The sequence below is a fragment of the Arthrobacter sp. 9E16 genome, from assembly GCF_002929435.1.
Taxonomy (GTDB): domain Bacteria; phylum Actinomycetota; class Actinomycetes; order Actinomycetales; family Micrococcaceae; genus Arthrobacter_B; species Arthrobacter_B sunyaminii.
Window position 1 is genome coordinate 39,785 of record NZ_PJIU01000003.1, and the last position, 24,138, is coordinate 63,922.

The following is a 24,138-nucleotide window of genomic DNA, read 5'->3' on the forward strand; positions in this document are numbered from 1 at the left end:
TCCTTTCCAGCCTCAGCGGAAGGCCGGAATGCCGGTGAGCTTGTTGCCCAGGATCAAGGTGTGAACTTCATCGGTGCCCTCATAGGTGCGCACGGATTCCAAGTTGTTGGCGTGGCGCATCGGCGAGTATTCCAACGTGATGCCGTTGCCGCCCAGGATGGTCCGTGCCTGGCGGCAAATGTCGATGGCCTCCCGGCAGTTGTTCAGCTTGCCCACACTGATCTGGTGCGGAGCCAGCAGCCCGGCATCCTTTTGCCGGCCCAGGTGCAAAGCGAGCAGGAAGCCCTTGTTGATTTCCAGAGCCATGTCCACCAGCTTCTGCTGGGTCATCTGATAGCCGGCGAGCGGCTTGCCGAACTGCAGCCGCTGCTGCGAATACGCCAGCGCCGCCTCGAACGCATCCCGTGCCGCGCCCATGGCTCCCCAGATAATGCCGTAGCGTGCTTCGTTCAGGCAGGAGAACGGACCTTTGAGCCCCACTACGCCGGGGAGCACAGCCTCAGCCGGCAACCGGACATCCGTCAGCTCGATTTCGCACTGGATGGACGCCCGCATGGAGAGCTTGGGTTCGATGGGTGTTGCCTCGAAACCCGGCGTTCCGGTGGGAACCACAAAGCCGCGCACCCCTTCGTCCGTCTGCGCCCAGATCACTGCCACAGCGGCAACATTTGCCAACCCGATCCATCGTTTGGTGCCGTTGAGCACCCAGTCACTTCCGTCCCTTCGTGCAAAGGTGGACATGCCTGCGGGATCTGATCCGGCGCTGGGCTCCGTGAGGCCGAAGCAGCCAATGGCCTCGCCGGCGGCCATCTTCGGCAGCCACTCCTGTTTCTGGTCTTCGGATCCGTGCTTGTGGATGGCGGACATGGCCAGGGAACCCTGCACCGAGACGAACGTCCGCAATCCTGAGTCCCCGGCTTCGAGCTCGGCGCCTGCGAGGCCGTAATCCACGGCGGAGCGGCCGGCGCAGCCGTAGCCTGTCAGATGCATGCCCAGCAGCCCGAGCTTTGCCATCTCCGGGACAATCTCCAAGGGGAACCGGGCCTCCTCGTACCACCCGGCAATGTTCGGTTTGATCTCCGAGTTGACGAAGTCGCGGACGGTCGCCCGCAGCTGGAGCTCGTCGGGGCTTAGCAGGGAATCGAAGTCAATCAGATCAGCCGGGTCGGTGGTCAGGGACGGGTCTGTAACGGTCATGGGGGTGCTCCTGCATTCTGGTTCGAAAAACATCTGGTGCGAAAAACTGTCTGGTATTAGGAACCGGCCGCCGGGGCGCCGTCGTCTGCCTTCGGGGCCTTGGACGCCAGCCAGGAAACGACGTCCCCGGTGTCCTGGCCCAGCCGGGGCGGCGCGTCTGTGCGGGGGGCGAAGGGGGGATCCCACGTGATCGGGTGCCGGATCTGGCGGCCCAGAATGCTTCCGGAAGCGTCACGGACATCGATGGTGGGTTCCAGCCCGAGCGATTCGGCGTAGGCCAGGCCCTGATCGATGGTGGCAACCTTCCCGGCAGGCACGCCCGCAGCGGAAAGGCGTGCCTGCCATTCCTCCGCCGGCGCCCGGGAAAGAGCGCGCTCAAGCAGCGGAATGAGGTCCCGCCGGTGGGCCACCCGATCCTTGTTGGTGACGAAGCGCGGGTCGGAGGCCAGACCAGGGACATCGAGTTCGCGGCACAGTCTGTCGAACTGGGAATCGTTGCCGCAGGCGACCGCCACCGGGCCGTCCGCCGCTTCAAGAAGCTGATACGGCACAATCGACGGGTGCTCATTGCCCATCCGGCCCGGAATTTCACCGGCGCCCAAAAACGCCTGAGCCTGGTTGGCCAGGGCCCCCTGCAGGCTTGAGAGCAGGTTCATTTTGAGGTGTGCCCCCCGGCCGCCGGACTGACGGGCTGCCAGAGCGGCGAGGATCCCGATCACCGTATCCTTGGCGGTGAGCACGTCAACAAGGGCAACCCCGGCCTTGGCCGGGCTCCCTTCCGCCTCCCCAGTGATGCTCATGAGGCCGCCGAGCGCCTGGACAATGAAGTCATAGCCGGGCAGGTCCGCGCCGCCCCGGTCGCCGAAACCGGAGATGGAGGCATAAACAAGTCCGGGGTTGCGGTCTGCAAGGTCTCCGTAACCGAGCCCGATCTTGTTCATGCCGCCGGGTTTGAAGTTTTCCACCAGGACATCGGCCTGAAGCGCCAGTTCCACCCCCAGCGCCAAATCCGCAGGTTCGGCCAGATCCAGGCAGATGGATTCCTTGTTCCGGTTCACGGAATCGAAATAGGTGGTGCCGGTGGATGAATAGGGCGGACCCCAATGACGGGTGTCGTCTCCGGTGCCGGGACGCTCCACCTTGATCACTCTGGCGCCCAGGTCCGCAAGCATCATTGTTGCCAGCGGACCGGCCAGGACGCGGGAGAAATCGGCAACGAGGATGCCTTCGAGGGGCCGCTTCATGCGGGGGATCCGTTCATAGGCACCATTTCACACCGTGCGCCGCGGTCCGGCACGTGTGAATTCCGCTATGCGGTACATCAGTTTGTTCCCCGGCATTTCCGCCGGTCCGGTGGTCCGCCTCCAATAAGTCGCGCCGGGCCCGGGTTTTTGACGCCGCTTTTCACTATCCGGGAAGCTGCGTTGCTTCACTGTGTGATGCTGATTACAGTTTCTGAACCAAGCACTACAGAAATGCCTTGTTTCGACCTCGATCGGAGCGGGCGTTGACCGTCGATCCCCCCACGGCCCATCCCCTTCGAAGGAAGATTGGTACAACACATGCGAGCTCTTTCCACGCGCCAGCGTCGGCGCGGTTACTCTGCCGTAGCCGTCATCGCACTGGCTCTTTCTGTCAGCGCCTGCGCTGAATCTGCGGCGTCTGAATCCGCTCAGGTTGAATCACTGAATGTCGGCAGCACAACAAGCATTGCAGGAGTGGGCGTTCGCAATGCCATTGCCAGCGGGAAGTTCGAAGATGTTGGGCTCTCCGTTACAGCCACTGGCGTTAAGTCCGGCAACGACGCCGTGCCCCAGTTGCTGAGCGGGGACCTGCAGATCGCCCAGGTCGACACCACAACGGCGATGCAGGCGATTGAAAAGGGAATACCGGTCAAGATCCTTGCCGCAGCCGGTGTTCAGTCCACCGAAGGAGCTCCCGGCGAGCCGTCCACCGGCAGCGTGCTAGTCACTCCGGACAGCGACATCAAGACCGCCGCAGACCTCGAGGGAAAGAACTTGGGCGTGCCGGCCATCAACAACCAGATCTGGATGAATATTCGGGTGGCTGTGGATGAATCCGGCGGCGATTCCTCCCAGGTGAAGTTCATTGAAATCCCGGGCCCGCAGGCCGTTGACCTGCTCCTCAAGGGCGACGTGGATGCCACCACCGCTTCTGAGCCGATGGCCTCAGCGACCGTGGCCGAGGGGAAGGCCAGGCTCATCAACAGCACGGACGTTCCCGGTGGCAAGGGTGATCCCAGTTCGGTGTACATCGCCACCACTGAGTTCATCGCGCAGAATCCGGACACCCTGAAGAAGTTTGTTTCCGCGGTCTACACGGCCCAGGACGAAGTCAATAAGGACAAGGAGCTGGGCAAGAAGATAGCCGTGGAACAGTTGGGCTACAAGACCGAGCAACTCGCCAACGCCTTCGTCCTTGACTTCGGAACCCAGGCCATTGATCCGGAGCGGCTCGGCTCAGTGGCCGAGATGGCCGTGAAGTACGGCATCCTTAGCAGCCTCCCGGACCCGGCCACCCTGTTGGCGGACATCCAGTGACGCTGAGTACCCCACGCAGCGCCGCGCCCCCGCAGACGCAGGCCTCTGACGCCGGTTCCGCCTCCGGGGCCAAATCGCGCCGGATCAGTTCCCGGCCGAGCACGCCCCCGGCCTCGGGGCTGCGCGGCGGGCTCCGCACTTTTCGGTGGCAGCTGGTTGCAGTCCTGGCCGTTCTCCTGATCTGGCAGCTGGCGGCCGCCACCTCGGACGGCAGCCTGCCCGGTCCGTTGCAGGTAGCAGCCGCGCTGGCCGGTCTGTGGGGGACTGGCGCCTACTGGACTGCCGTCCTGACCACCCTCAAAGTATGGGCACTCGGCCTGGCCATCTGCACCGTCATTGGCATACCGCTGGGACTGCTGATCGGCATCTCCATCAATGCCACCCGCAGCACACGTTGGGTGATCGACTTCTTCCGGACCATCCCAACGATCGCGCTGCTTCCGCTGGTACTGCTGCTCTTTGGCCCCAGCATTCGGATGGAGATCACACTGATTGTCCTGTCCGCGGTGTGGCCGCTCATGATCCAGTCCATGTACGCGGTCAAGCAGGTGGAGCCCGTCCTGAAGTGGGTCACCAAAGTCTTCCGGGTGTCCCGCCGCGACCGGATCCGTTTTCTTTGGGCGCCCAGCGTCACCCTGCTGGTGACCACGGGGATGCGGTTGGCTGCCACCATTGCGCTGCTCATGACCGTCAGTGCCGAGTACATCGGCGGCGCTGCCGGGCTCGGAAAGCAGCTGTCGATCTCCGAACAGGCTTTCCAGCGCCCCGAGGTGATTGCCTACGCCCTAACCGCCGGAATCATCGGCCTGGGCGTCAACATGCTGATCCTCTTCGTCCAACGCCGCCTCCTGTGGTGGCATCCGATTACCCGAGGGGAGCGTGCCTGATGAACACCCTGAAAAAAGTAGCCTGGGAGCTTTGGCTCCCGATCGTGCTCGTTGTCCTGTGGCTGGTTCTGTCCGCCCGAAGCACGTCCTTCTATTTCCCGCCGCTGTCCCGGATCATGGAAGAGTTCGTCCAGATCTGGTTCTTCAACGGTATTGTCAGCGACCTCGTTCCCAGCCTGCAGCGGATCCTGCTGGGCTTCCTCCTGGCCGTCCTCGTAGGCGTGGGCGGCGGCATTTTGCTGGGGCTGCTGCGCCGCACGGAAGAGGCCCTGCGTCCTCTTCTTGAACTCCTGCGCTCAACGCCCGGAGTTGCCCTGCTGCCGATCGCCACCCTCTTCCTTGGCGTGGGCCAGGAAATGAAGCTCTTCATGATCGCGCTTGCCTGCACCTGGCCGATCCTGCTCAACACCATTGACGGTGTCCGCTCGGTGGAGCCCGTCCTGCTGCAGGTGGCCAAGAGCTACCGCCTGACACTGTGGCAGCGCATCCGGTTCATTTATGTCCCGAACGCCTCCCCGCAGATTTTTGCCGGCGCACGGCTGTCACTCGCCATCGCCGCCGTGGTGATGGTCGTGACCGAAATGATCGGTTCACCCGGCGGTGTGGGCTACTTCGTCCTCAACGCGCAGCGGAACTTCGACATCCTGAGCATGTGGACGGGCATCATCATGCTTGGCCTGCTCGGTTATCTCCTGAACCTTGCCTTCCGCCTGGCCGAGAACCGCATCCTCCGTTGGCACCACATCAAGAACGCTTAGGAAATGACTATGAACCAGCCAGCCGCCACCCAGAAGTTCCCTGCGCCGCAGTCCGCCGGCGAAACGTTGCTCTCCGTGCGCAACCTCGGGAAGAGTTATGGGCCGAACCAGGTCCTTGGAGACATCAGTGTGGACGTGCGCACCGGTGAATTCCTGTGCATTGTGGGCCCTTCAGGAGCGGGAAAGACAACCCTGCTGCAGTGCCTGTCCGGGCTGATCGCTCCGACCTCCGGATCGGTGTCGCTGCGCGGCGTCGAAGTGAATGAACCACCCGCCGAGATGGCCATCGTCTTTCAGGATTATTCCCGGTCGCTGATGCCCTGGTTGTCCGTCCTGGACAACGTTGCCCTCCCGCTGCGCTCCACCAAGATGGCCAAGGCGGATATCAAGAAGAAGGCGACGGCGGCGCTGGAGGAGGTGGGCCTGGCCGGACATCTGGGCAAGTACCCCTGGCAGCTCTCCGGTGGCATGCAGCAGCGCGTTGCCATTGCCCGGGCGCTCGCCTTCGAGCCGGCCATTGTCCTGATGGACGAGCCGTTTGCCTCGGTGGACGCGCAGACGCGCTCCGATTTGGAGGACCTGACCCTGAAGCTCAAGCAGCATCTGGGCATCACCATCGTGCTCGTGACCCATGACATTGATGAGGCCGTCTACCTGTCCGATCGTGTCCTGGTCCTCGGCGGCCGGCCCACCAAGGTTGTTGACCTGATTGAAACGCATCTCGGGGATGACCGGGACCAGATCAGCACCAAGTCCACCGCCCAGTTCGCCGAGCTGCGTGCCAAGGTCTACCAGGAAATCCGCACCCAGCCCGCCCCGGGCCAGGTATGAGCACGCCAATTGCCCGCCCGGCGGCGACGAGGCGCTGGGGGAGCAGCCATGCTCGATGAACAAACCATCGCCCTGATCGCGGACGAGCTCGTCGAGGCGGGCCGGACCCGGATCCCGGTGCCCCGCCTCACCGCCCGCTACCCGGACATGACGGTGGAGGACGCCTACCGGGTCCAGACACTCTGGCGTCAGCGCTGCGAGGCCGAAGGCCGCCGGCTGGCAGGCCGGAAAATTGGCCTGACCTCGCGTGCCATGCAGCTGGCAACGGGCATCACCGAGCCGGACTACGGTGTCATTTTCGCCGACATGGTCCTGGAGAACGGCTGTGCCGTGCAATGGGACCAGTACAGCTTCCCGCGGGTTGAAGTGGAGCTGGCCTTTGTCCTCAACCGGGACATCGCCGGCCCCGGCGCCACCATCTTTGACGTGCTGAACGCCACGGAATATGTGGTCCCAGCACTGGAGATCCTGGACTCGCGCATCGAGATGGCCGGCCGCACCATCGTGGACACCATCTCCGACAATGCCGCGATGGGAGCCATGGTCCTGGGTGGCAACCCTGTCCGCCCGCGGGACATCGACCTGCGCTGGGTTTCCGCTGTCCTCTACCGGAATCAAGGCATTGAGGAAACCGGCGTCGCGGCCGGCGTCCTGGGCCACCCGGCCGCCGGCGTGTATTGGCTGGCCAACAAAATCGCCCCCCACGGTGACGGGTTGAAAGCCGGGGAGATCATCCTTGCCGGCTCCTTCACCCGACCGATGCCCGTGCACCGCGGTGACACGGTCTTCGCCGACTACGGAAAGCTGGGAACCATCACGTGCCGCTTCGAGTAGCTCCCGACGCCTCCTTTAAAGCCCTGTTCGAGGGAAACGACCGGGTCATCACCGGGATGTTCCTCTGCAGCGGTGACGCCGGAGTTGCCGAAATCTGCGCAGGATCCGGACTGGACTACCTGCTCATCGACGCCGAACACGGCCCGATGGGGCTTGAATCCATCCTTGCCCAGCTCCGGGCCATCGCGGGCTATCCCACAGCCGCCGTGGTGCGGGTCCCGGTCAATGACCCGGTCATCATCAAGCAGGTCCTTGACCTCGGGGCCCAGTCGCTGATTGTTCCCATGATCAACACCGCCGGACAGGCGGCGGACGCGGTTTCCTCTGTCCGCTACGCCCCGCGCGGCCATCGCGGCGTCGGCGCGGCGCTGGCCCGCTCCGCCCGTTGGAACCGGGTGCCGGACTATCTGCAGCGCGCGGAGGAACAGCTCACCGTGCTGGTGCAGATTGAGTCGGTGGAGGCCGTAGGAAACGCGGCGGACATTGCCCGCGTGGACGGGGTCGACGGCGTGTTCATCGGGCCGTCCGACCTCGCCGCAACCATGGGACTGCTCGGGCAGCAGCAGCACCCCGACGTGGTGTCAGCCGTGGTGCGCGTTATCCGGGCGGTAAAGGACGCCGGCAAGATTGCAGGCGTCAACGCGTTTGTCCCCGCGCAGGCCCAGACCTATATCGACGCCGGCGCGGATTTCGTGAATGTCGGCGCCGACGTTTCCGTGCTGGCGCGCGGCGCGGAGGCGCTGGCCGCCGCGTTCAGAGCCGGACCCGCGGACGGCGTTTCTGCGGTCCGGGCCAGCTACTAGCAGCACAGGCATCCGAGCGGCGAAAACCCGCGAAGCCCCTCCGGCGCCGCATTTCCGGATACCGGAATTCAGGCTTACCGGTGCACCTCTTGGAGAATATCGTCGCACCAGAACCCAGACCCCCAATGAAAGGCGGGACCGGCATGACTCCCCGCATTATCGACCGGCTGGTCGACCACATCCTGGACACCCCCTTTGAAGCCTTCGGCGAAGACGTGATCGAGGCGGCGAAAATGCGGCTTATCGACACCCTGGGCTGCTCCGTTTCGGGGGCGGGAGGAGCCGGCAACGATGCAGTGCTCCAGGTCGTCCGCGCCCTGGGCGGGGCGCCGCAGGCATCGGTGGTAGCCAGCGGCGAGAAACTGGCACTTCCCTACGCCGCCATGATCAACTCGCTGCGGAGCAGGACCTTCGACTTTGAGGTCTGCGGACCGGAACCCGAAGGGGTGAACGCCGGCAAAATGGTGGGCCACGTGGCCAGCACGACCGAACCCACTGCCCTGAATGTGGGGGAGTTTATGCACTCCAACGGCCGGGAGCTGCTTGCCGCAGTAATCCTCGGCGGGGACGTGGCGGCCCGCGTCTCGGTGGCGAATACCTTCAACTTCGACGCCGACTTCGAAGTCTGCGGCACCTCGAACGCGTTTGGCGCAACGGCGGTGGCCGGCCGGCTCATGGGGCTGACCAGCGACCAGCTGCGCAACGCCTTTGGAATCCTGCTCAACCTGATGGCCGGTTCCTACCAGGGCATTTGGGACGGTGTTCCGTCCTTCAAGCTCCCCGGCGCCATGGCGGCCTTCAACGGCATTCTCAGCTGCCAGCTCTCGGTGGCAGGTTTTGACGGCGTCCGCGACGCCCTGGAAAGCCGGCTGGGATACTTCAGCCTGTACACGGATGATCCGCACCCCGAGGCAATGACCGCTGACCTGGGTGACATTTTCTACGTCCGAGGGCAGCACAAAATGCATCCGTCCTGCTACGGAAACCACAACCCCATCGACTGTGCCCTGGAGGTCAGGGCGGAACACGGGTTTGCCGGCGACGACGTTGCGCAGGTGTATCTGGACGTTCTGCCCCAGCGCATTGACCATTTCCTCAACCAGGTTCCCGGCCCGGATGACCTGCAGCCGAAGTTTCTGTTCAGCATTCCCTACGGTGTGGCCAATGCGCTGTACCGGGGGCGTCCGGAACTGGAGCATTACAGCGAACCGGCGATCCGTGATCCGCGGATCCTGGATCTGGCGTCCCGGGTGGTGCTTCGGCCCAATCTGCCCAGCGGCAAGACGCACGCCATCCGGCTCACCATCCTCCTCAAGGATGGCCGCGAAGTTGAGTTCTTCCGCGAGAATCCCGTTGGCTGGCTCGATGACCCGGTGGGGTATGACGACGTCGTCGCCAAGTACCGGCGCAACGTCCGTTTCAACGGCACACTCCCGCAGGACCAGGCCGAGCGCGCCCTGGAACTGATCCACAAACTCGAAGACGTCCCGGACGTCGCAGAACTTGCAAAGCAGCTGTCGCTGTAATGCACCACCGCACCCCGCCATGCAGGGGCCGCACAGCACCATTTCCGCACAACCAAAGGATGGAATCGACATGACCCTGACCACCAGCACCGAAGCGCAGGTCAAGACTGAGTTCAACCCTCGCCTGGCCCACCTCGGCATCTTCTGCAAAGACCTCGACGCGATGGTTGAGTTCTACTGCCGGGAATTCGGCATGATCATCAGTGACTCCGGGCTCGGAAAGTCCGGCAAGGCAGCCACCAAGCGCCGCGGCGCCTTCCTCACCGGTGACCCGAGCGAACACCACCAGCTGGCACTGATCGAAGGCCGCGCACCGGAAACCCCGCCCACCACGGCACAGATTTCCTTCCTTGTGCCCAACCTCAGCGAACTGCGGGCCTTCTGGCGCCACGTCGTCACCACCGGCATTCCGGTTCAGGTTGTCAAAAACCACGGCAACGCCTGGAGCATCTACATCGATGATCCGGACGGCAACATGATCGAGGTCTACACCCACTCCGACTGGTACACGCAGCAGCCGCTGGGGGAACCGCTGAACCTGGAGGACAGCGAAGAAGAGATTCTGCGCCAGACCGAGGCACTCGTCAGCCAGGACCCGCAGGCCCGGCCGCGGTCGGAGTGGATGGCTGAGCAGGCAGCAAAACTCAAGGCTGCCCGAGTCGCACTCGCCTCGTGACCGCCGACGCCGGGGAGTTCCGCAGCGTCTGGACCTACCTGAACCGCACCCCGCACGCCCTCCGCACCGTGGAGGCGCGCGGGGTGCGCACCAGGTATCTGGAAGCGGGCGATCCCTCCAACCCCGCCCTTATTTTGCTGCACGGCACGGCCGGCAGCCTGGAGAACTTCTGCGCCAATTATGAGGCGCTGTCCCGGGATTACCACGTCCTGGGACTGGATCTGCTGGGCTGCGGATACACGGACAAGCCAGACTTCGATTATCAGATTTCCGACTATGCAGCGCATGTGCGCGATTTCATGGACGCCCTGGGCATCAGGGAAGCCTCTCTCATCGGCGTGTCCCTGGGATCCTGGGTGGCCGCCCGGCTGGCCAGGGACCTGCCGGAGCGGATTGTGTCCCTCGTTGCCCTCGCACCGGCCGGCATCGTCGTCGACGCCGCTGCCGAGGAGAGCTTCGCGGCTGACGTACGGCGGCGCCGCGGTGCCGCCGCAGCGGACCCGACGTGGGAGACGGTGAGTGCGGCCATGGGCCGTCTCATGCTGCACCGGGAGGATCTTATCGATGACCTCGTGGCCGTGCGCCTGGGGATTTACCGGCAGGATTCCATGAAGGCCGCCATGGGTCATCTCCTTGCTTTCACCCGCGGGAACAACAAACTGACCCGTGCGGAGTGGTCCGAGATCCGCCAGCCCATGCTGGTGGTGGCGTCCGTTGATGCGCCGAACATGTTCCTGGACAACGCGTATGAGATCACGCGCCTGGTGCCGGGAGCCGAACTCTGCGAAATGCACGGGTGTGACCACTGGCCGCAGTTTGAGCAGCCGGAGCAGTTCCATGAAGCGGTGCTCCAGTTTTTGGGCAGGCATGTAAAGGGCCGTGAACTCAGCGACGCCCGCTGACGGCATAAGGGCCGGCCGGACACCGCAGTGTCCGGCCGGCCCTTCGGGATTTAAGCGCATGTGCCCGTGCAGGTACAGAACCGGCGAGGGCGTACAAAAAGGGGCGGGATGTCTTCATCCCGCCCCTTTCCCGTGCTGCCGGTTACTTGTAGTAGGCCAGGGTTCCGAAGTCGGTGAACGGTGCAGGGGGCAGCCCGAACAGGGTCTTGATGTACTGGCCCGCCGCCAGTTCCCGGCCTGCCGAACCGTGGTTTCGTGCGGCCATCAGGTCGCGGAAGGTCTGCTGCAGCGGATTGCTGGAGGCGGATGCGGCAGCTCCGGCAATGGGCCAGATGTCGGCAAAGGATTCGAAGCACGTGGCATTGGCCTGCGCTGATTCATAACGGATCCGCATGCGCTCCAGCGGAGTTGCTTCCTCTCCGCGGCAGGCAATGTCAAAGAGCGTCCGCCAGTTCTGCAGGTGGCGCTCCCGTGCCGTGCCGATCTTGGTCAGCGATTCGGCCACCTTAAGGTGCAGGAACGGGTTCTGGGCGATGGGGGATCCGGTGCCCTGACGGGTGAGGCGCAGGCGGGACTGCTCAATGAACGTGTTGATGCCTCCAAGTCCTGCGCCAAGGACGGTGTTTGTGGGTGTGGCGTTGAAGACGGCGGAGAAGGACATCCAGTACAGGGGAACGTTGTTTACCGCCCAGCCCGGGTTCTCGTCATTGTAGGTGTCGATGAATTTGTGCACCCGGTAATCCGGCACCAAGACGTCGGTGAGGGAGACTGATTTGCTGCCGGTGCCCTTGAGGCCCTGAACATCCCAGCTGTCATGGTCCACCACCACGTCGGCAATCGGCACAACGAAGGCTTTGTCGCCTCCGCCCAGAATCACCCACTGGGCATGGTCAACGCCGCTGGAGAAAGTCCAGGTGCCGTTTAGGACATAGCCGTCACCGGTCTCCGTTACCTTGCCGATCGGAGCGTAGGAGCTCGAGGCCCGGGTGTCCGGGCCGGTGGCCCAGAACTCATCCTGCATCCGCTCGGACATGAGGGCGATCTCGAAAGAGTGCACGTTGAGCTGGCCTGCGATCCAGGCGGCGGAGGCGTCGGCTTCGGCGATTTTCATGATGCCTTCGAAGAAGGATGCCGGGTCCATCTCAAGTCCGCCGTAGCGCAGGGGAGTGAAGGCCCGGAACAGTCCGGTCCCAATCATGTCCCTGACAGTGGCGTCGGGAACCCGCCCCTCGGCCTCGGACTGCTCCCGGCGGGACCGGACGCCCTCGAGGATCCCGTCAACGGCCGCGAGATAATCCTGGCCGGCGGACAGAGCGCGTTCCCGGTAAGCGGACCAATCAAGGTTGCGGGGGTTTGAATCGGTGATGGTGGCTGGGTTCAGGGAGTCGGACAAAGTCGACATGTTCCCTCCTCTTGTTTCTTCGATGTGGTTCGCGTCGTCGCATTAGGGCGGGGGTGACGCAGGTCAGGGGTAATCGGGGGACGCTGTTATCCGGTCCCTGTTTTGCATTCCGGTGAAGCGGTTACGGTGCCAGGAGACGGAGCAGGACCCGGCGTGCAGCTTCCAGGTCCGAGGGGTCGATGCCGTTCAGCTGGGCGGAGGTGAATTCCCGGGCGCTGCTCAGGAGGTCACGGCGCACTGCGCGGCCGGCGTCCGTCAGCTCAAACACCTTGTTCGAGGAAGCGGCAACCCACCCCCTGGCGCGGAACTCACTCAGGGTGTCCTCCACAGTGGCTTCGCCCAGCAGTGCCCGTTCGGAGATCTCGGCAGCTGTTGCCGGGGCGCTATCCAGCAGGTTTATCACCCGGCTTCCCACAACGTTGATATCCAGGCGGCTCCGGTACTCGTCAAAAAGGCTGGACATGTGCTGTTCCGTTGCCTTCAGCAGGGACATGAACAGAGGCTGGTCCCCGCCGGCCTCGGCAGGTTTGACGGAGGGTGCCGCTGAGGTCAGCTCCACCTGGGGATGTGCCTCGGCGATGCCGTACTGCCCCTGTGCGAAGAGCAGGGGTGCACCGTCCAACCGTGTGCAGCTGCTGACCCGGCCAATGATGATCTGGTGATCCCCGCCGTCGTGGGTTGCTTCCAGAGTGCATTCGAAGTGCGCAATGGCCTGGTCCAGGAGAGGGTCGCCGTGTAGGCCGGCAGTCCAGGAAACGTGGTCAAACTGATCTTCCTGCGGGCGGGCGAAGAGGCCGGAGACAGCCACCTGGTCCTCGGCCAGAACGCTGACCCCAAAGTGTCCGTTGCGGGCAAAGGTGTCGCGGTTGCGGGATTCATTGCGGATGGACCACGAGATGAGCGGGGGATCCAGGGAGACGGCGGCAAATGAGTTGACCGCCATGCCCACGTGGCTGGTTCCGTCCGATGTGGTGATGATGGTGACGCCAGTTGCAAACTGTCCAAGGGCCCGCCGGAAGGCACGGGGGTCCTCCGCGGGATCGCCCCGCTCAATGATGCCGGCGGCGGTTGGCTGCGGCGAATAGGTGGTGCTCATTTCCTGGTCTCCTTGTTGGTCCGGCATGACCGTCACGGCGCATGTCTCCTCGCCCCAAAGTATGGTCCGGGACCGGGCGCGCCGGGAACGGGCGTTCCGAATGCCGGGATAGTTACCGGTGGCCGTCCCCCGGTATTCCGCACAGCGGAAGAGGACCCGGCGACCCCGCGGGATCCGCCATAGACTCGCCGGGTAGCGCTTCCTGCTATACCTCCCGGAAGAAGGAGCCTTCATGGCACGCATCCCCTATGTTGACCTTGCCACTGCACCGGAGCGGACGCTCCAAGCTTTGGAAGGCAAACGCAGTATCAACATTTTCCGGCTTGTTGCGCAGTCGGATAATGCTGCGCCGGAAGTTCTGGCACTGGGCCACAAGCTGAGCCGGGCAAGCTCGCTGCCGCCGGTTCAGCGGGAAGTGGTCATCCTTCGGGTCGCACAACTCTCGCAGGCAACTTATCAGGCACATGAGCATCATGCTGTGGCGCTGCGGCACGGGTTCACCGAAGAGAAGATCACCGCCGTGGCCGATTATCCGGCCGCCGGAAGCGCGGAGCACCTGACGGATTTTGAGCGTGACCTGATTGAGTTCACGGATTCAGTGGTGGAGACCACCACCGCGCCGGATGAACTGTTCGCCCGGATTGGTGCGGTTTACAACCACTCCGAAGTGGTGGAGCTTGTCCTCATGATCGGTTTCTACATGATGGTGGGACGGGTCATGAACACCTTCGAGGTGGACTTGGAGACCGGCCCGGTGGAGGTCTTCAGGACGGCGTCAGCCTGATTACCCGTCTGCTTCGCCGGCCACGCCTTCGATCATTGCGCTGACAAGTGCAAAGAGCAGGGCCGTGTCATAGTTCTGGCCAAAGGCGACGCCGAGCATCAACCCTTCCCGGAGGATGTTGGCTGCCCAGCCGATCCCGGCAGCGCTGGCTGCTGCTTCAGAGGACCCGACGGCCGCAGCAATCCAGGCGTCCAGGGCAGCAAACTCACGGGCCATGCCCAGCTGGATGGCCTCACCGCCCAATGAGGGCGGGTCTCTGCGCTGAAGTTTCAGGAGCAGTCCCGCCTTGACCGTGTCCGGACACCTCATGGCACCTTCCACGCTGCTCACCAGGGACGCGGCCAGGGCGGAGGACCAGGCGGGCCCGGACCGGGGAGCGGCTGCCGGCGCGTTCATGAGACTGAGGAAGGGTTCGGAGACAGCCTCGCGGATCAAGGTCTCCTTGTTCTGGTAACGCCAGTAAATGGAACTGCGCTGCGTCTGCGAGCGCTCGCAGATCCTGGCCAGGGTTGCCCCCTCGTATCCGCTTTCGGCAACAAGGGAACGCGTGGCGGCCAACAGGAACTCAGGTGAGCCCGCATCCGGGAGGGCAGTGCCCTTTCCCGCGAAATCCGGGGCACCGGCGGTGGCCGGGGGCAGGGGGTGATCTCTGGACAGCAGGTCCTGGAAGACGGCAGACAGCGCCGTCGCCACCAGAGCGCCGCCGCGGTGCAGGGGTGGCACTGAATCCGCGCCGATATCGGAAATATAGTGCCCGTCCCGGAAGGCTATGGTCAGCATGGTCATCCACTCGGCAATGTCTTCCCGGGGAGATCCAAAGTGCGCCTCAGCGGCGTCGTTCCACCAGGCTGCAATTTGCCGGCGCACCCGCTGGCGGCGTCCGCGGAAGGGTTCCTGAGCGGGGGACCCGGCGGCATTGCCCTCCAGGGCGATCATGATGCCCAGCCGAACGGGGGCTTCAGTGGCGGCCGGGGTGAAGTCCGGTCCGAGCACACGGGACAGCTGTTCGGTCAGAGCAGTGTCCGGATCAAAGTCCGGCCAGCCCGGTGCTTCATCGGCCCGCCGCTGGTAAGTGCTTTCCAGTGCCGCGGCAACCAGACCGTCCTTGGTATCGAAGTACCAGTAGATGGAGCTGGCAGGTCTTCCGGTCACCCGTGTGATGCGCGCGATGGTGGTGCCGTTGTATCCGTACCGGCTGACGAGGCTCACGGTTTTCGACAGGATGGTCTGCAATGACACTTCGCCGCGCGCGTTCCTGCGACTGGTGTTCATTGCCGCCTTTCCCTGGCTTTTTGAAACGGCCGGTGGCCCTTTTGCTGTCCTAAATCCTATCCGCACCAGCCTCCGAGCATATTGCCTATCCCGGTGGATGGGAATGGGCTTGCCGACGCGCGCCGGATAGATTGACCAGGCGTGGACCAGTCACTACAATCTCTGTACTAAGCACTCCAGAAGTGATGTAGACCATAGAACGTACAGTGCGGGACGCAATGATGCTGTGCGCTGATTGCAGGGAGCCGGTATGTCGATCGCCATTGATGAGAGAAAGACCAAACGGGGCAGCCAAAATTCGGACGCCACGGAGGGAAGGGCCTCCGTCCTTCGCGCCCTGCAGTTGCTCGACGTATTTACGGGCGACCAGCCGACACTCGGCGTCAGCGACATCGGCCGCCGCGCCGGCATCCCCACGTCCACGGTGCATCGGCTGCTGTCGCACCTGGTCAAGGGCGATTTTGTTGCCAAGGAAGGGTCAAGCTACCGGCTCTCTGACCGGCTCTTTGAACTGGGAAACCAGGTGGGGCACAGCCGGCCCAAGGGGCTGAGGTGCATCGCCGCACCCTTCCTGGGTGAGCTGTTCGGCGCCACGCGCCTCACCACCCACCTGGCTGTGCTCGACGGGCCGCAGGTGTTGATTGTGGACAAGGTGGTGGGCCTGAGCACCTATCCGGCGCGGACCGACATCGGCGGACGGTACCCCGCCTTCTGCACCTCCCTCGGGAAGGCCATGCTGGCCTTCGAGCCCGAGGCGGAGATCCGCTCCACCATCGCCGCGGGGATGCCCCGCCGCACCAGGCACACCCTCACCAGCCCGGCGGCCCTGCTGCAGGAGCTTGCCCAGACGAGGACCACGCGGCTGGCCTATGACCGCGAAGAAGCCACCCTCGGTCAGATGTGCGTCGCGGCGCCCATCCTCCGCGATGGACGGGCTGTCGGTGCGATCAGCCTCTCCGGTGCGGCGCAGTCCTATGATGTCGCCGCGCACGGCGCTGCCCTGGTACGGATCACTGCCCAGCTGACGCGGAAACTGGGAAGCTGACGGTTTCCATTTTCGGTGACCCTTCCTCCGGGACGCTGTCCGCGCCTACTCTGGCTGGACATCCATCCACACCGTTCCACACGGAGTTTTGAAGGAGATCAGCATGTCCACCACCATGAATCCCTACCTGAGCTTCCGGGACAACGCCCGGGAGGCAATGGCGTTCTATCAGAGCGTGTTCGGCGGAACCCTGGAAAGCAGCACCTTCGGTGACATGAACATGGCCGAAGACCCCGCTGAGGCCAACAAGATCATGCATTCGTCCCTGAAGACGGACAACGGGTTTGTGCTTATGGCCTCGGATACCCCGGCCAGCATGGCCCTGGACGAAGGAAGCAGTTATTCCATCTCTCTGAGCGGCAGCGACGGTGAGGAGCTGCGCGGATACTGGGACAAGCTGCTCGACGGCGGCCAAATGACACTGCCGCTGGAACGTGCCCCCTGGGGCGACATGTTCGGCATGCTGAATGACAAGTTCGGCACCAGCTGGATGATCAGCATCGAGGGCCAGGACTCCTAGGAGTTTTCCCCGGAGCCCTCCGGGGCGTCCTCACCGGAGCCGGAAGCCGACATGCCCTGCCCGGCGGCCCACTCGGCAACCCGGGCGGCGCTTTCCTCGTCGGACAGGTCCTCCACCCGGGACATCACGGACCAGCGGACCCCGAACGGGTCACGGATACTGGCGAAACGGTCGCCGGAGACGAAAGTGGTCAGCGGTTCGCGGATGCTGGCCCCGGCTGCTTCTGCCCGGGCCACGGTCTCGTCGACGTTTTCGCAGTACAGACCCATCGAATAGCAGTCGGCGTCACCCTCCGGGGCGGAGACGAGCCCGTAGTCCGGGTTGGGTTCGCCCAGCTGCAGCCGGCCGGTGCCGAAGTCCAGATCGGCGTGGACCACGATGCCGCCCATCTCGGTGGCATCGATCAGCCGGGCGCCAAAGACATCGCGATAGAAGTTGATGGCTTCGCGGGCATCCGGAACGGCGAGGAACGGGGTCAGTGTGGTGACGCCGTGCGGGACGCCGCCGGTGGTGTGCTGGCCGGTGACACCTGAGGTGCCCGGCGCTGAGGTGGTGGGATTGGTGTTGGGTGTAGTAGTCATGCTTCGACGGTAGGAGTGCGGACACGGTTCCGGCTTGAAGATTCGCGACAGCCTGGGGAAGACATAGGGGAGACATGGCAGCGGCAGGTGAGGGAGGGGACCAATGGCGCGGGACGCTGTATCCCGCCCGGCTGCCTTCCTTCCACCGGATCCCGGCACCGGCAGCGCTCGCGGACCGGGTGCGCTGGTTCTGGATTCCGGAATGGAACCTGGCGCCCGGCCGGGTGTCCCGGCAGGAGCTGCTGCCCTTTCCGGCATTGAACCTGGTGGTCCAGCCCGACGGCGTGACGCTGTCCGGTCCGGCGACCCGGCGCTCCTTCCGGGATCTGTCCGGACGCGGCTGGGCATTGGGACTGCTGCTGCGTCCGGCCGCGGTGCCGGTGTTCGTTCAGGATCCGGGAAGCCTGCGCGACGTCGAAATCCCCTTCCCGGCTCCGGATCTTCTGGCGGCGGTTTCGGCTGCCATGGCGGACGACGACGACGCGTCCCGCCGCACGGCCGCCGCCGCGGCGGCAGTCCACTGGCTCGAAGCTCAGGTCCCTGCCCCCAACGCTGATGCCCTGCTGGCCAACCGGCTGGAGGACCTGATCCAGTCGGATCCGTTCCTCATCCGCGTGGCTCAAGCCGCCGAACAGCTCGGCGTCTCCGTCCGGACGGTGCAAAGACTGGCGCGGCGGCATGTGGGGCTGCCTCCGCTGGCCATGATCCGCCGGTACCGGCTGCAGGAGGCGGCCGAACGGGTGCGGCTGGATTCCACAACCCCTATTGCGGACATTGCGGCGGAACTGGGCTACGCGGACCAGGCGCATCTGGCCGCCGCGTTCCGTGAGGTTCTCGGCTTTACGGCCAGCAGTTACCGGCGGTCCGCGGGCGGGTCATAGTCCGCACTGCGAGTTCCCGCCGGAACGGCGCTGGCCTGCCGCATGCACTAAGGTGGCTTGGCACCTGAATACCGACGAAAGACCCTCATGATCACCACAGCCATCGCCCCCGCTCTCGTTCACGGAGCCGCGGAACTCGAAACCACTGCCCGGGGACTGCGGCCGCACCGCCTGCCCGCCGCTGTGCGAGCCAGGTTCCCTGACCCGCAGCTGCTCATGGCCGAGGCCCAGCCCTCCGGGGTCCGGCTGGTTTTCTCGACGACGGCGGAGCGGCTGGAGCTGGTCACGCACCCCACCCGGGTGGTTTACCTGGGCGCGGACCGGCCGCGCGGCTCCGTGGATCTGCTGGTCGACGGCGAGCTGATGCAGAGCGACAGCCTCACCGGAGGTTCGTACACCGAGGTCATTATGTCCACCGGTGCCAGCCGGCAGGTCGAGGGACCCTCGCACACCAGTATCTTTTCCCCGCTGCCTGCCGGTTCGAAGGTGGTGGAGATCTGGCTGCCGCACAACGAAACGGTGGAACTGGTGGAACTGCGGAGCGACGCGCCGTTGGAACCGCACCGCTACGACCGGCCGGTCTGGCTGCACCACGGCAGCTCGATCAGCCACGGCTCCAACGCCGCCACGCCGTCGGGTATCTGGCCCGCTGTGGCGGCGCGGATCGGCGGCGTCGAACTGCACAACCTGGGGCTGGGCGGCAGCGCCCTGGTGGATCCGTTCACCGCGCAGGTCATGCGGGACACCCCGGCGGACCTGATCAGCGTGAAGCTGGGCATCAACGTGGTGAACATGGACTCGATGCGGCTGCGTGCTTTTGTCCCCGCCGTCCATGGCTTCCTGGACACCATCCGCGACGGGCACCCGGACACCCCGCTGGTGCTTATTTCACCGATATTCTGCGGCATCCACGAGGACACTCCGGGTCCCGGCGCCTTTGACCCGGCATCCTTCGGCACGGATCAGGTGAAGTTCATCGCCACCGGCTCGCCGGAGGGCGTGGCTGCCGGCCAGCTGACCCTGCGCGTGATCCGTGACGCGTTGCAGTCCCTGGCGGAACGCCGGTCCGGGGACAAGAATCTCCATTATTTGGACGGGACATCCCTGTACGGCGCCGAGGATGCTGAGGATCATCCGCTGCCGGATGCACTGCATCCGGATACCGCTGCGCACCGGTTGATCGGGGAGCGGTTTGCGCAGTACGCGTTTGCGGGCGCGGGCCCGTTTGGACAGGACGCTAAGGGGGCCGTTGCCTAGCCGGACCCGTTAAAGCAGGGGGGTGCCGGCTGAAATCAGCCGGCACCCCCCACAGCGGAAGTATCGAGGCGGTTATGCCTGGTATCCGCCGAACTTCTTGGCCTGACGGTAGGCCTTCTTGCGGGTGAAGTACTCGCTGGAGGGCTTCATGAACAGCAGCACGACGGCGGTGAAGGTGGCCAGCAGGGCTAGCAGCGTCAGGACGCCGGAGACGGTCCCTGCGGCGAACAGGCCGATGAGCCCGATGAGCGAGAGTACGGCGAAGATCGTGATGAGGATGCGCGCCCAGTTGTAACCTGCCCGTACCAGGCAGGCCAGCGCCACCCGAACTGCCAGACCGAAGATGCCGGACAGCACAGCCGACAAGGTACCGCTCGCGACACCGGCGGCCAGAGTGTCGGAATCAACCTCCAGTCCGGCATTCCGCAGTGTCTCCTCGAGGGTGTCGAGGTATTCGGGGGAGTTCACGTAGATCAGACCGAAAGGCAGTGCAATGAGTCCCAGGACGGCGCTGGCAATCAAGAGCCAGAAGGCCTGATCGATCTGCTTCGGGCGGGGAGGCTCTTCGGCCGGGGTCATCTGGCCGTAGGGACTTCCCGGGTACGCATAACCGCCCTGTGCCGAGGAGTCGCCCGAAGCCGGATAGTTGTAGTTTCCCTGAGCGCCGGGATAGGCCTGTCCGCCCTGATAGGGTCCCTGCTGTCCGGGCTGCTGCTGACCCGGTGCCGGCTGGCCCGGCTGGCCGGAATTCCACGGTCCGGGGTTGTTTCCGGACTGGTCGTTTGGTTGGTTAGGTTCACTCACGCGTTATTCCCCCTGAAGATACTGTGCCGTGACGGCATTAGCTGTTGTTCGCCCGAAACCGGGCGGTGAATTACTTCACGGCCAGCCTAGCGGGGATGAATGCCGGAAAGAGGGATTCACCGGGTTGGATGCCCTGTTTTATTGCGGGTTTATTGCGGACCTGCTCCTATTTCAGGCTTCCCAGCGACAATCCGCCCTGCCAGTACTTCTGCAGCATGAGGAAGGCGATGATGAGCGGAATGACGGAAACCAGCGAGCCGCTCGTGACCAGGTTCCAGATCAGGCCGTTGGCGGTGGCGGAGTTGGACTGCACCTGCCAGGCGTTCAGGCCCACCGTCACGGGTAGCAGCGTCTGGTCCGAAATCATGGCCAACGGCAGGAAGTAGTTGTTCCAGCCGCCCACCACGGAGAGCAGGAGCACGGTGACGACGGCCGGCCGCATCAGCGGCAGGGCGATGGTGAAGAATGTCCGGATTTCTCCGGAACCGTCCACCCGCGCCGCGTCCAGCAGTTCGTCCGGGATGGCATCCTGCACATACACGCGCATGAGGTACACGCCGAAGGGGCTCAGCAGCGAGGGAAGGATCACCGCCCAGATCGTGTTGGTCAGCCCCAGGTTGTTGAACAGCACGTAGGTGGGAATGACCAGCGCCGTCGCCGGCACCATCACCGACGCCAGCAGGATCATGAAGCTGACGGACCGTCCCCGGAAGCGGTACTTGGCGAACGCGTAGCCGGCCAGCACGGCGAGAACCGTGGCCCCCAGCCCGCCTGCCGTCGCGTACAGGAAGGAGTTGCCGAGCCAGCGCAGGTAGATGCCGTTGTTGTAGGTGGCCAACTGCTGGAGGTTGTCGAACAGGGCGAAGTTCGAGTCAAACCAGAGCGGACCTCCGGTGCCGGTAAACAGTCCCTGGGTGCTCTTGCTTCCCGCGACCACGAGCCACCACAGCGGCAGCAGGAAATACAGGGACGCGACGGCGAGGAGGATGTGCAGGCCGACGGCGCGTTCCCGCGGGGGCTTGTTGGCGCGGCGTTTCCCGCGCGGGCCCGAGGCTGTGACGGCGTCGTCGAGCAGTGGTGCCGGTGTTGTAGTCATCAGTTGAGTCCGCTCTTCTTGCGGGTGGCGATCAGGAAAATGATGGAGGCAAGGAACACCATGAGCCCGAGTGCAAAGGAAATGGCCGACGCGTAGTTGAACTGCTGGTAGGAGAACGCCAGGTTGTAGGCGTAGAGGTTGGGGGTGTAGGCGGCGTCGATGGCGTTGCCGGCCAGCGGGGCCAGCACCTGGGGTTCAGTGAAGAACTGCAGGGTGCCGATCAGGGAGAACACCCCGGTCAGCACCAGCGACGAGGTGATGATCGGGACCTTGACCTGCAGCGCTGTCTGCAGTTTGGTGGCACCGTCAATCCGGGCAGCCTCATAGATGGACGGGTCAATCGACTGCAGCGACGCATAGATGATGATCATGTAATAGCCGGTCCACTGCCAGGTCACAATGTTGGTCAGTGACCAGAAGATGGAGCTCCGGCTGAGCAGGTCCGGCGCCTGCATATTCAGGAAATCGAAGAAGCCCACCAGCGGCCCGAAGGAAGGGCTGTAGAGGAAGCCCCACATCAGGGCGCCAATTACGCCGGGGATGGCGTACGGCGCGAAGATCATCAGCCGGGTGAAGCGCGAGAGGCGGGTCCGGACGTCGTCGAGGATGAGCGCGAAGACGAGCGCCAGTCCAATCTGGAGCGGCACAAAAACCAGCGCGAAGCCGGCCACCCGGGTCATGCCGGACAGGAACCGCTGGTCGGTAAAGGCCTTGGTGTAGTTCGCCAGCCCGGCGAACTGTTCACCGCCGGCGAGGGTGTTGGTGTGCAGGCTCATCCAGAACGCGTAACAGAGCGGCAGGACGAGGAACACCAGGAACACCACGGCAAAGGGGGCAAGGAATACCCATCCGAACCGCGCGGTTTTGCGCTCCAGACTGGTTCCCCGTTTCAGCACGGCCGGGGGCCGGGCCGGCGTTTCTAGCTCTGAGGTGGCTGACATGTGTCTCTTCCTTGGGACGCATAGGGGGGACCTCCGTGCGGGCAGGGGGGTGCCCTGCCCGCACGGGGCTGGTTATTTCAGTTCGAAACCCTGCTCACCGGCGTAGGTTTCCAGTGACTCCTGCAGCTGGTCCGCTGCGTCCGAAGCTGAAATGTTGCCTTCAATCGCTTCGGAGAGCAGCCGCTGGGATTCGTCGTAGTAGAACTGCGTGAACGGGGAGAACGTCACGCCCTCATAGTCGAGGGCCGCCTGACCGAAGATTTCCTTGTTCAGCTGCTGCCCGCCGTAGAACTCATAGGGGCGGTTCTGGAAGTACTCGGATTCGATCATTTCGGGGTAGGCCAGGAAGAGTCCGCCCACCTCGACGCCGAGTTCCTTGGTTTCCTGGGACTCGTAGAGTTCCGCGGCCACCTTGGTGGCGAGGGCGGCGTCGTCGGCCTGAACCGTCACGGCCAGCGTGCTGCCGCCCCAGTTCACCTGCTTGGGGCTGGAAGCATCCCACTGCGGGATCGGAGCTGCCCGCCAAACGGCGTCCGCGTCGGCGCCTTCCAGCGCGGGAATGTGGACGTTGTACCAAACCGGATAGATGGCTGTGGCGTACTTGCCGGTGCCCAGCGCGGTGCTGAATTCGGGTGTCCAGGCCTGGTCGGTGCCCACCAGGTCCTGGTCCACCAGATCGATCCAGTAGTCAAAGACTTTCTTGCTGGCCTCGTCATTGTGGTTGATGCTGATCTCGGTGGGATTGCTGTTGTCGAAGTCGAAGGGCTTGGCGCCGGCCTGGTCCAGGAAGGCGTAGTGCTGGCCCTGGCCGTTCGGCGCGAAGTTGCCGATCAGTGTCTCTCCGCCGGTGGCGTCGCTGAGCTGCTTGGCCGCAGCGGCATACTCGTCCCAGGTGGTGGGAACAGGAATTCCGTGCTTGTCGAAGATGTCCTGCCGGTACCACATACCCACGGGTCCGAGGTCGACCGGCACCGCGTAGACACTGTCGCCGCTGGAGACATCGCGCCAAGCGCCGGCGGTGAAGCTGTCCTTGTAGTCGTTGATCCCGTGTTCGGTCATGTCCACGAGCCCGCCCTGCATGAGGAAGCTGTTCAGCCAGTCGTACTCGATCTGGGCGATGTCCGGTGCGCCGGACTTGGACTGCAGCGAGGTGGAGAGCTTGGTGTAGGCGTCGGCGCCCTGCCCGGCGTTGGTCCAGCAGATCTGTACGTCGTCGTGGGTTTCGTTGAACTTGTCGACCGTCTGCGCCGTGTCTTCGAACCAGCCCCAATAGGTGACCACGGGAACATCATTGACCTTGATCTCGTTGGCGCAGTTCGTTTTGCTCGCGCCGGCCCCGGTGCCGCCGCCGCCGCCGCCCCCGCCGTCGTCGTCGTTGCCGCCGCAGGACACCAGCGTCATGGCCAGCGCCGTTGTCATGCCGGCGGCGAGCAGGGTTTTTCTTTGGATTCTTGTGTTGCGGATCTTTGTGTTTCGCACTGCGT

General features: G+C 64.2%; 24 protein-coding genes. 14 read left to right on the forward strand and 10 right to left on the reverse strand.

The features are described from left to right. Positions 1-12: 12 nt before the first annotated feature. Both CXR00_RS12625 and CXR00_RS12630 read right to left on the reverse strand, forming a co-directional pair. On the reverse strand, positions 13-1,197 hold the full coding sequence (locus tag CXR00_RS12625) for an acyl-CoA dehydrogenase family protein (protein ID WP_104054926.1): 1,185 nt from the start codon (positions 1,195-1,197) through the stop codon (positions 13-15). A 56-nt stretch (positions 1,198-1,253) separates the two neighbouring features. Continuing rightward, on the reverse strand, positions 1,254-2,441 hold the full coding sequence (locus tag CXR00_RS12630) for a CaiB/BaiF CoA-transferase family protein (RefSeq protein ID WP_104054927.1): 1,188 nt from the start codon (positions 2,439-2,441) through the stop codon (positions 1,254-1,256). Positions 2,442-2,759: 318 nt separating this feature from the next. Between CXR00_RS12630 and CXR00_RS12635 the strand changes: the two genes are divergently transcribed. The 9 genes from CXR00_RS12635 (at position 2,760) to CXR00_RS12675 (ending at position 10,975) form a co-directional block, all read left to right on the forward strand. Beyond that, on the forward strand, positions 2,760-3,758 hold the full coding sequence (locus tag CXR00_RS12635; protein ID WP_104054928.1) for an ABC transporter substrate-binding protein: 999 nt from the start codon (positions 2,760-2,762) through the stop codon (positions 3,756-3,758). Further along, a complete protein-coding gene (locus tag CXR00_RS12640) occupies positions 3,755-4,645 on the forward strand; it encodes an ABC transporter permease (protein ID WP_104054929.1) in 891 nt (296 codons plus the stop codon). The genes CXR00_RS12635 and CXR00_RS12640 overlap by 4 nt, the downstream gene beginning before the upstream one ends. Further along, positions 4,645-5,403, forward strand: a complete 759-nt coding sequence (locus CXR00_RS12645; protein ID WP_104054930.1) for an ABC transporter permease — start codon at positions 4,645-4,647, stop codon at positions 5,401-5,403. Before CXR00_RS12640 ends, CXR00_RS12645 begins: the two co-directional genes overlap by 1 nt. 9 nt (positions 5,404-5,412) lie before the next feature. After that, positions 5,413-6,234: an ABC transporter ATP-binding protein gene (locus CXR00_RS12650; protein WP_104054931.1), complete on the forward strand. Its 822-nt coding sequence runs from the start codon at positions 5,413-5,415 to the stop codon at positions 6,232-6,234. 48 nt (positions 6,235-6,282) lie between these two features. Then, a complete protein-coding gene (hpaH, locus tag CXR00_RS12655) occupies positions 6,283-7,068 on the forward strand; it encodes a 2-oxo-hept-4-ene-1,7-dioate hydratase (RefSeq protein ID WP_104054932.1) in 786 nt (261 codons plus the stop codon). Continuing rightward, positions 7,053-7,871 carry an HpcH/HpaI aldolase/citrate lyase family protein gene (locus CXR00_RS12660; protein WP_258060440.1) on the forward strand — a complete coding sequence of 273 codons (819 nt, stop codon included), beginning with the start codon at positions 7,053-7,055 and terminating at the stop codon, positions 7,869-7,871. The genes hpaH and CXR00_RS12660 overlap by 16 nt, the downstream gene beginning before the upstream one ends. Before the next feature lie 143 nt (positions 7,872-8,014). Beyond that, a complete protein-coding gene (locus CXR00_RS12665) occupies positions 8,015-9,397 on the forward strand; it encodes an MmgE/PrpD family protein (RefSeq protein WP_181032553.1) in 1,383 nt (460 codons plus the stop codon). Positions 9,398-9,467: 70 nt separating this feature from the next. After that, positions 9,468-10,073 carry a VOC family protein gene (locus CXR00_RS12670; protein ID WP_181032554.1) on the forward strand — a complete coding sequence of 202 codons (606 nt, stop codon included), beginning with the start codon at positions 9,468-9,470 and terminating at the stop codon, positions 10,071-10,073. Continuing rightward, positions 10,070-10,975 (forward strand): alpha/beta fold hydrolase, encoded by a 906-nt coding sequence (locus CXR00_RS12675; RefSeq protein ID WP_104054935.1) that lies wholly within the window; start codon positions 10,070-10,072, stop codon positions 10,973-10,975. Before CXR00_RS12670 ends, CXR00_RS12675 begins: the two co-directional genes overlap by 4 nt. A gap of 142 nt (positions 10,976-11,117) precedes the next feature. Here CXR00_RS12675 and CXR00_RS12680 read toward each other — a convergent pair whose 3' ends face one another. Both CXR00_RS12680 and CXR00_RS12685 read right to left on the reverse strand, forming a co-directional pair. Beyond that, positions 11,118-12,377 carry an acyl-CoA dehydrogenase gene (locus CXR00_RS12680; RefSeq protein WP_104054936.1) on the reverse strand — a complete coding sequence of 420 codons (1,260 nt, stop codon included), beginning with the start codon at positions 12,375-12,377 and terminating at the stop codon, positions 11,118-11,120. A 121-nt stretch (positions 12,378-12,498) separates the two neighbouring features. Continuing rightward, the gene (locus tag CXR00_RS12685; protein ID WP_181032555.1) at positions 12,499-13,473 is read right to left on the reverse strand and encodes a flavin reductase; all 975 of its coding nucleotides are present in this window, start codon (positions 13,471-13,473) and stop codon (positions 12,499-12,501) included. Positions 13,474-13,705: 232 nt separating this feature from the next. Between CXR00_RS12685 and CXR00_RS12690 the strand changes: the two genes are divergently transcribed. Continuing rightward, on the forward strand, positions 13,706-14,257 hold the full coding sequence (locus CXR00_RS12690; RefSeq protein ID WP_104054938.1) for a carboxymuconolactone decarboxylase family protein: 552 nt from the start codon (positions 13,706-13,708) through the stop codon (positions 14,255-14,257). Here CXR00_RS12690 and CXR00_RS12695 read toward each other — a convergent pair whose 3' ends face one another. Continuing rightward, positions 14,258-15,529, reverse strand: a complete 1,272-nt coding sequence (locus CXR00_RS12695; RefSeq protein ID WP_104054939.1) for a TetR/AcrR family transcriptional regulator — start codon at positions 15,527-15,529, stop codon at positions 14,258-14,260. Positions 15,530-15,779: 250 nt separating this feature from the next. Here CXR00_RS12695 and CXR00_RS12700 point away from each other — a divergent pair, with 250 nt between their 5' ends. Both CXR00_RS12700 and CXR00_RS12705 read left to right on the forward strand, forming a co-directional pair. Further along, the gene (locus tag CXR00_RS12700) at positions 15,780-16,574 is read left to right on the forward strand and encodes an IclR family transcriptional regulator (protein WP_104054940.1); all 795 of its coding nucleotides are present in this window, start codon (positions 15,780-15,782) and stop codon (positions 16,572-16,574) included. A 103-nt stretch (positions 16,575-16,677) separates the two neighbouring features. Then, complete coding sequence (locus CXR00_RS12705) at positions 16,678-17,094, forward strand: VOC family protein (protein WP_104054941.1); 417 nt, start codon at positions 16,678-16,680, stop codon at positions 17,092-17,094. Here CXR00_RS12705 and CXR00_RS12710 read toward each other — a convergent pair. Continuing rightward, positions 17,091-17,675, reverse strand: coding sequence for a glyoxalase/bleomycin resistance/extradiol dioxygenase family protein (locus CXR00_RS12710; RefSeq protein WP_104054942.1), 585 nt, complete (start codon positions 17,673-17,675; stop codon positions 17,091-17,093). The two genes, CXR00_RS12705 and CXR00_RS12710, sit on opposite strands and share 4 nt — an antisense overlap. Positions 17,676-17,749: 74 nt before the next feature. Between CXR00_RS12710 and CXR00_RS12715 the strand changes: the two genes are divergently transcribed. Then, positions 17,750-18,556, forward strand: a complete 807-nt coding sequence (locus CXR00_RS12715) for a helix-turn-helix transcriptional regulator (protein ID WP_104054943.1) — start codon at positions 17,750-17,752, stop codon at positions 18,554-18,556. Between the two features lie 57 nt (positions 18,557-18,613). Further along, positions 18,614-19,813 carry a GDSL-type esterase/lipase family protein gene (locus tag CXR00_RS12720; protein ID WP_308470502.1) on the forward strand — a complete coding sequence of 400 codons (1,200 nt, stop codon included), beginning with the start codon at positions 18,614-18,616 and terminating at the stop codon, positions 19,811-19,813. 72 nt (positions 19,814-19,885) lie between these two features. Here the strand turns inward: CXR00_RS12720 and CXR00_RS12725 are convergent, their stop codons facing one another. The 4 genes from CXR00_RS12725 to CXR00_RS12740 form a co-directional block, all read right to left on the reverse strand. After that, positions 19,886-20,617, reverse strand: coding sequence for a hypothetical protein (locus tag CXR00_RS12725; protein WP_104054945.1), 732 nt, complete (start codon positions 20,615-20,617; stop codon positions 19,886-19,888). A gap of 166 nt (positions 20,618-20,783) precedes the next feature. After that, positions 20,784-21,713, reverse strand: a complete 930-nt coding sequence (locus tag CXR00_RS12730) for a carbohydrate ABC transporter permease (protein ID WP_104054946.1) — start codon at positions 21,711-21,713, stop codon at positions 20,784-20,786. Then, positions 21,713-22,654 (reverse strand): carbohydrate ABC transporter permease, encoded by a 942-nt coding sequence (locus CXR00_RS12735; protein WP_104054947.1) that lies wholly within the window; start codon positions 22,652-22,654, stop codon positions 21,713-21,715. Before CXR00_RS12735 ends, CXR00_RS12730 begins: the two co-directional genes overlap by 1 nt. Positions 22,655-22,726: 72 nt before the next feature. Next, positions 22,727-24,133 (reverse strand): ABC transporter substrate-binding protein, encoded by a 1,407-nt coding sequence (locus CXR00_RS12740; RefSeq protein ID WP_146068498.1) that lies wholly within the window; start codon positions 24,131-24,133, stop codon positions 22,727-22,729. Positions 24,134-24,138 lie beyond the last annotated feature (5 nt).

Excerpts from the sequence above, each read along its gene's own strand:
- CXR00_RS12625 (WP_104054926.1), bottom strand. The coding sequence starts at position 1,197 with ATGACCGTTACAGACCCGTCCCTGACCACCGACCCGGCTGATCTGATT.
- CXR00_RS12630 (WP_104054927.1), bottom strand. The coding sequence starts at position 2,441 with ATGAAGCGGCCCCTCGAAGGCATCCTCGTTGCCGATTTCTCCCGCGTC.
- CXR00_RS12635 (WP_104054928.1), top strand. The coding sequence starts at position 2,760 with ATGCGAGCTCTTTCCACGCGCCAGCGTCGGCGCGGTTACTCTGCCGTA.
- CXR00_RS12645 (WP_104054930.1), top strand. The coding sequence starts at position 4,645 with ATGAACACCCTGAAAAAAGTAGCCTGGGAGCTTTGGCTCCCGATCGTG.
- CXR00_RS12650 (WP_104054931.1), top strand. The coding sequence starts at position 5,413 with ATGAACCAGCCAGCCGCCACCCAGAAGTTCCCTGCGCCGCAGTCCGCC.
- hpaH (WP_104054932.1), top strand. The coding sequence starts at position 6,283 with ATGCTCGATGAACAAACCATCGCCCTGATCGCGGACGAGCTCGTCGAG.
- CXR00_RS12665 (WP_181032553.1), top strand. The coding sequence starts at position 8,015 with ATGACTCCCCGCATTATCGACCGGCTGGTCGACCACATCCTGGACACC.
- CXR00_RS12670 (WP_181032554.1), top strand. The coding sequence starts at position 9,468 with ATGACCCTGACCACCAGCACCGAAGCGCAGGTCAAGACTGAGTTCAAC.
- CXR00_RS12680 (WP_104054936.1), bottom strand. The coding sequence starts at position 12,377 with ATGTCGACTTTGTCCGACTCCCTGAACCCAGCCACCATCACCGATTCA.
- CXR00_RS12685 (WP_181032555.1), bottom strand. The coding sequence starts at position 13,473 with ATGAGCACCACCTATTCGCCGCAGCCAACCGCCGCCGGCATCATTGAG.
- CXR00_RS12690 (WP_104054938.1), top strand. The coding sequence starts at position 13,706 with ATGGCACGCATCCCCTATGTTGACCTTGCCACTGCACCGGAGCGGACG.
- CXR00_RS12695 (WP_104054939.1), bottom strand. The coding sequence starts at position 15,529 with ATGAACACCAGTCGCAGGAACGCGCGCGGCGAAGTGTCATTGCAGACC.
- CXR00_RS12700 (WP_104054940.1), top strand. The coding sequence starts at position 15,780 with ATGTCGATCGCCATTGATGAGAGAAAGACCAAACGGGGCAGCCAAAAT.
- CXR00_RS12705 (WP_104054941.1), top strand. The coding sequence starts at position 16,678 with ATGTCCACCACCATGAATCCCTACCTGAGCTTCCGGGACAACGCCCGG.
- CXR00_RS12710 (WP_104054942.1), bottom strand. The coding sequence starts at position 17,675 with ATGACTACTACACCCAACACCAATCCCACCACCTCAGCGCCGGGCACC.
- CXR00_RS12715 (WP_104054943.1), top strand. The coding sequence starts at position 17,750 with ATGGCAGCGGCAGGTGAGGGAGGGGACCAATGGCGCGGGACGCTGTAT.
- CXR00_RS12730 (WP_104054946.1), bottom strand. The coding sequence starts at position 21,713 with ATGACTACAACACCGGCACCACTGCTCGACGACGCCGTCACAGCCTCG.
- CXR00_RS12735 (WP_104054947.1), bottom strand. The coding sequence starts at position 22,654 with ATGTCAGCCACCTCAGAGCTAGAAACGCCGGCCCGGCCCCCGGCCGTG.